The sequence below is a fragment of the Arthrobacter crystallopoietes BAB-32 genome (assembly GCF_000328305.2).
In the GTDB taxonomy this organism is placed as follows: Bacteria; Actinomycetota; Actinomycetes; order Actinomycetales; family Micrococcaceae; genus Crystallibacter; species Crystallibacter crystallopoietes_A.
The window spans coordinates 1-4442 of sequence record NZ_ANPE02000200.1 but is presented as its reverse complement, the minus strand read 5'-3'; the positions used below and the strand labels follow the sequence as shown (position 1 = coordinate 4442).

General features: G+C 67.2%; 6 protein-coding genes and 1 pseudogene. 4 read left to right on the top strand and 3 right to left on the bottom strand.

The window, feature by feature from the left end; genetic code table 11:
* The first annotated feature begins 99 nt into the window (after positions 1 to 99).
* Both D477_RS16045 and D477_RS16040 read left to right on the top strand, forming a co-directional pair.
* Positions 100 to 456 (top strand): PDDEXK nuclease domain-containing protein, encoded by a 357-nt coding sequence (locus D477_RS16045; RefSeq protein WP_081608594.1) that lies wholly within the window; start codon positions 100 to 102, stop codon positions 454 to 456.
* A gap of 79 nt (positions 457 to 535) precedes the next feature.
* Positions 536 to 1633, top strand: coding sequence for a hypothetical protein (locus D477_RS16040; RefSeq protein WP_005271836.1), 1098 nt, complete (start codon positions 536 to 538; stop codon positions 1631 to 1633).
* 9 nt (positions 1634 to 1642) lie between these two features.
* Here D477_RS16040 and D477_RS16035 read toward each other — a convergent pair whose 3' ends face one another.
* Complete coding sequence (locus D477_RS16035) at positions 1643 to 2179, bottom strand: hemerythrin domain-containing protein (protein WP_005271833.1); 537 nt, start codon at positions 2177 to 2179, stop codon at positions 1643 to 1645.
* Positions 2180 to 2409: 230 nt separating this feature from the next.
* On the opposite strand from D477_RS16035, the gene D477_RS22790 reads away from it, so the two are divergent.
* A complete protein-coding gene (locus D477_RS22790) occupies positions 2410 to 2553 on the top strand; it encodes a hypothetical protein (RefSeq protein ID WP_005271830.1) in 144 nt (47 codons plus the stop codon).
* Between the two features lie 96 nt (positions 2554 to 2649).
* Here D477_RS22790 and D477_RS16030 read toward each other — a convergent pair whose 3' ends face one another.
* Both D477_RS16030 and D477_RS16025 read right to left on the bottom strand, forming a co-directional pair.
* On the bottom strand, positions 2650 to 3237 hold the full coding sequence (locus tag D477_RS16030; RefSeq protein ID WP_150110165.1) for a hypothetical protein: 588 nt from the start codon (positions 3235 to 3237) through the stop codon (positions 2650 to 2652).
* 49 nt (positions 3238 to 3286) lie between these two features.
* Positions 3287 to 4096: an ankyrin repeat domain-containing protein gene (locus D477_RS16025; RefSeq protein ID WP_150110164.1), complete on the bottom strand. Its 810-nt coding sequence runs from the start codon at positions 4094 to 4096 to the stop codon at positions 3287 to 3289.
* A 105-nt stretch (positions 4097 to 4201) separates the two neighbouring features.
* On the opposite strand from D477_RS16025, the pseudogene D477_RS16020 reads away from it, so the two are divergent.
* Positions 4202 to 4442, top strand: a pseudogene (locus D477_RS16020) (MFS transporter); the annotation flags it as partial.

The window sequence follows — 4442 nt, the reverse complement described above, 5'->3', positions numbered from 1 at the left end:
CCAGGCGCGACAGGATTATTCCGACTCAGACGGGAGACTGTCGAGGTCACGGGCCCGCCCTCGCACCAAATCCGAATAACCCGAGAATCGGAACAATCGATGTTATTCCGAGCTCGGAATAATATCGATTTGCTGTTCTTCCACGTTGAGCAGCTGCGCTATTACGTGTTCGAACTGAAGACTGGCCGCTTCCAGCCCGAATACGCCGGCAAGCTCAACTTCTATGTCGCTGTCGTTGACGATGTGCTGAAACGTGACGCCCACAACGAGACGGTGGGGATCCTGATTTGCGGCAGCAAGAACGATCACACGGTCCGCTACACATTGGGCCGTTCAGCGTCGCCGATGGCGGTCTCTGCCTATACGTATGAGCAACTTTCGGCCGAGGACAGGTCCCTGGTGCCAGGGGTCGATAAGCTAACTGCCGCCATGGACCAGCTGCCCGACGACGGGTAGGAGCGACCTAGGAATGTCAGAGGGGACGCCTACGCTGGGGAAGAAAACTAGATGGTTGGCGGCTAACGCGGAGGTGTGAATGGGCGCGATGAACGACCTGTTGGGGCCGGCCGAGATCGAGGCGCTGAACCGGTCGCTCGTGCAGGCGTCCGGTCAGCGTTCGTGGCCGGCGTTGGCAGCAGCCGCGGACCGTCTTGAGCCCTTGTCGCTGCGGGCCCGGGCAGACCTGTTGGCCGAGGCTATGCTGGTGGACCTGGACTCCGGCTACGACAGGGCTGCCGCCGTCTTCCGCTCAGCGTTGGAAGACGATGCCTTCGCCGGCTGGATCATGTGGCCGGTCGGCGAGGCCGCCGTGACACTGGCGCTGCAGGACGGCCACAGGCGTGTCTTCGATGACGCGCTTGCTCTGCTCGCGGAACTGACGCCGCGGCTGACCAGCGAGTTCGCGATTCGCCGCCTGCTGATACAGGACCTGGACCGGTCGCTGGACATCATTCGCGACTGGACCGCTCATCCAGATGAACACGTGCGCCGGCTGGCGAGCGAGGGGACCAGGCCGTACCTGCCGTGGGCGATTCGGGTCCCGGAGATCATTGCCAGGCCGGAGTCAACGGTCCCGTTGCTCGATGCCTTGCACCGCGACGGAAATGAGGTGGTCCGGCGGTCTGTGGCCAACCACCTCAACGACATCGCGCGCCACGCGCCGGAGTCCGTCGTGAAGACGGCGCAGCGGTGGAACGCGGAGCCGGGCGACCACACCGCCTGGGTGGTGCGGCATGGGCTGCGTACCCTGGTGAAGAAGGCACACCCCGGCGCGCTCGCGGTACTGGGCTTCACCTCCGGCGGCATCTCCGTCTCGGCCCCGGAACTGGACCGCCCCACGGTGACACTGCCCGGGGAACTGGAGTTCGCCGTCGTTGTGAGGAACGAATCCGCGGAGCCGGCACGAGTGGCAGTGGACTACCTGGTCCACTACGTGAAAGCCAACGGCTCGCTCGCCCCGAAGGTGTTCAAGCTGGCCGTCGCGGAGCTGGCACCGGGGGAGTCGCGGCAGCTGCGCAAGACCCATGCCTTCCGCCAGATGACCACGCGCGTCCACTACCCCGGCCGGCACCTGCTCCAGGTGCAGGCCAACGGAACGCTGTCCGAAAAGGCAGCATTCGACGTCGTTACTTAGCCGGGCGCGTCAGTCCAGCTTGGTCTCGGTAGTGGTGTGCCGGTGCCCGCTGCCCTCGGCCTGCAGTTCACCGGTCAGCTCATGCAGGCCTTGTACCGCCGCGACCAGGGAAAGGTCCGGCTGCTCCACGATGAACGGCAGCAGCAGTTTGTTCTCCTTCTCCAGATGCAGCGCGAACAGGCGCTCAAGCGCGCGGGCCATCGCGGCCGCGCGCACGCCCTGCAGCCCGCGCAGCTCCTCCAGCGAATTCACGATCGTCCGGTGCTCGACCAGCATCCCGGTGACCAGCATGGAGGCGTCGGGCCGTTCCCGCGCCATCTCGTACAGGAACTTCTCCTCGGCCAGCGCGTGCGGGAGCAGATCGTTCTCGCACCACTCCACCAGCGTGTTCTTCGCGTCATGCGCGGCGGAGCTGTCGCCCCGCTCGACGGCGTCCGCCAGTGTGTCGGTCAGCTGCGTCATCCGCTGCAGCATCTGTTGGTGGTGGTGTTCGACGGCGGCCTGCGCGTGCCGATCGCTGGTTGCGTCCTTGCCTTCGTTGACCATGGTCCGTTCCCTTCAACGGCTGCGGCGGCTACGTCCCCATAGTCCTGCATGGCGGCGGCAGCGTCCAGCCTTTCCGGCGACCGGAACCGCTCCAGGAGGTGTCCGCCGTCGTTATTGGATAGTGACAGGACCGGGATAACGACGGCGTTTCCAAGCCGGCGCAGGCGGCGTATTCTTCCGATTGGGGGCGCGTACCAGCCGCTGAAGCCTGGGCACCCAAGGAGGACACCATGCCGGACAAGTCGCCGCATCAGCACGAGCAGAAGAAGCAGTCCAAGGGCCTGACCATCAAGCAGAAGAGGGCCGTGAAGAAGGCTAAACACACCGCCGCGGGGCCGGAAGACCCGGTGGCGCACCTGAAGAAACGGGCCTGAACCAACAGGGCGGCCGGCCGGCGGGGCGTTCCGCCGGCCGGCCGTTTGCCTGTCGCGCTGCGCTCCGGGCGCAGAAAGGGCTCCCGGGCCGGAAGGTCAGCTCAGGAACGCGAGGTAGAAGACGTAGATGCCAACGCCGGCGGCCCACCCGGCGATCACCTGGGGCCACGTGTGGTCCTGCAGCTGCACCCGCGACCAGCCGACGGCCAGCGGCAGCGCCGCCCAGAGCAGGCCAATCGGTAGGGCGGCCGAAGCGAGCATGGCGGCGAAGAAGGCGGCCACTGCGGCGTGGACGGAGAGCTTCCAGACCAGGTTGACCGCCATCGAGAGCGCGAGCCCCAGCAGCACGGTGAAGATCAGCCGGTGGAAGGCCAGCGGGGCCTGCATCAGCGAGAGGATCCACAGGCCGACGATGATGGAGACCCCGGCGAAGGCCATGACGGGGCCGCGCTGGCTTCGCATGCCGACATGATGGTCGCTCAGCTTGCCGCGCCGGGCCAGCACGAACACGGCGCTGAACGGCAGGGCGGTGACGAACAGGATTGCCACGGCCGTCTGCGCCAGGGTGACATCGGGCAGGATCAGCGGCGAGGCGATGAGCACGAGCGTGACCAGCACCGTCGGCGCAAAGACCTCGGTGATGATGCGGGCCGCCAGGGGCAGCCGGGCTGGTACACGCGACACTTTCAAGCGTAGCGCCGCCGGTTCCCTGCAGGCACTGCGGCGCGGCGTGTCAGTTGGCGCCGGCCGCGCGCAGCAGTTCCGCGACGGCGCTCTGACCGCGGGCTTCGGCGTGCTGCAGGGCCGTAACGCCGTTGGCATCCGGAATATCGAGGTCGGCCCCGGCGTCGATGACCTGCTGCACAACGTTCTGGTAGTCCGCGCTGCCGGTGCCGAAGACAACAGCTTCGAGCAGGCAGGTCCAGCCGGGCGTGTTCACATGGTCCACGTCCACGCCGGCGGCGAGCAGGATCCGCACGGTTTCCACATGGGCGTGCTCGCAGGCCGGAATCAGGGCAGTGCCGCCGAACCGGTTGGTGCTGGCGAGGTCCGCGCCGTGGTCCAGCGTCAGCTCGAGGATCTCGTTGAACCCCTCCGCGCCGGCATAAAGATAGGCCGAGTCCTCGATGTCGTCCTTGGCATTCACATCGGCGCCGGCCTCGATCAGCGTCCGTGCAGCCTGGACATTGTTGGCCTTGGTGGCGGTCACGAGCGGCGTGCGTCCGTCGTCGTTCCTTGCCTCAAGGTCCGCCCCGCGCTGCAGCAGCACCCGGATCCGGTCCGGGTCATTGTCCGCGGCGGCTAGCTGAAGCTGTGTGTTGAGGCGTGCGAGTTCCGCGGCGTCCGGGGTGCGGGGAACGGACGACGGCGGCGCTTCCGCGGGTGAACTGGCCGCGGTTGCGGAGGTGGTGGCGTGCGGCGACGCGCTCGCGGGCTGCTCCGGCGCCTCCGGAGTGCACGCCGTCAGCAGGATGCTGGTGGCCAGCGCGGTGAATGCCGCCGCCGTGCGGAGGCGCTGCTTGGCTGACACGGACTCGTGCATGGAAGCCAGCGTAGGCCGCGGCATTGCCCGGCGCCAGCGCCGCCGGGCGCACACCGCTCTGCGAATATGCGGCAAAATAGTGCTTCTGACTGAAAGGGGCCTGGCATGACCGTCGAGCTGAAGCCGGCGCCGCTGCTGTCGAAGACCTACCGGGCCACCACCGCCGGCATCTTCGCGCTGGCTTTCCTCTCCGCCTTCGAAGCGATCGCGGTAGCTACGGTGATGCCCGTGGTGGCGCGCGACCTGGACGGACTGGCGCTGTACGCCATCGCGTTTTCCACCCCGCTGGCCGTCCTGGTGGTGGCCACCGCGATGGCCGGCGGCTGGATCGACGCACGCGGGCCGG

Bases quoted from the DNA above. Each gene is read 5' to 3' on its own strand.
- D477_RS16045 (WP_081608594.1), top strand. From the start codon at position 100: ATGTTATTCCGAGCTCGGAATAATATCGATTTGCTGTTCTTCCACGTT.
- D477_RS22790 (WP_005271830.1), top strand. From the start codon at position 2,410: ATGCCGGACAAGTCGCCGCATCAGCACGAGCAGAAGAAGCAGTCCAAG.
- D477_RS16025 (WP_150110164.1), bottom strand. From the start codon at position 4,096: ATGCACGAGTCCGTGTCAGCCAAGCAGCGCCTCCGCACGGCGGCGGCA.
- D477_RS16040 (WP_005271836.1), top strand. From the start codon at position 536: ATGGGCGCGATGAACGACCTGTTGGGGCCGGCCGAGATCGAGGCGCTG.
- D477_RS16035 (WP_005271833.1), bottom strand. From the start codon at position 2,179: ATGGTCAACGAAGGCAAGGACGCAACCAGCGATCGGCACGCGCAGGCC.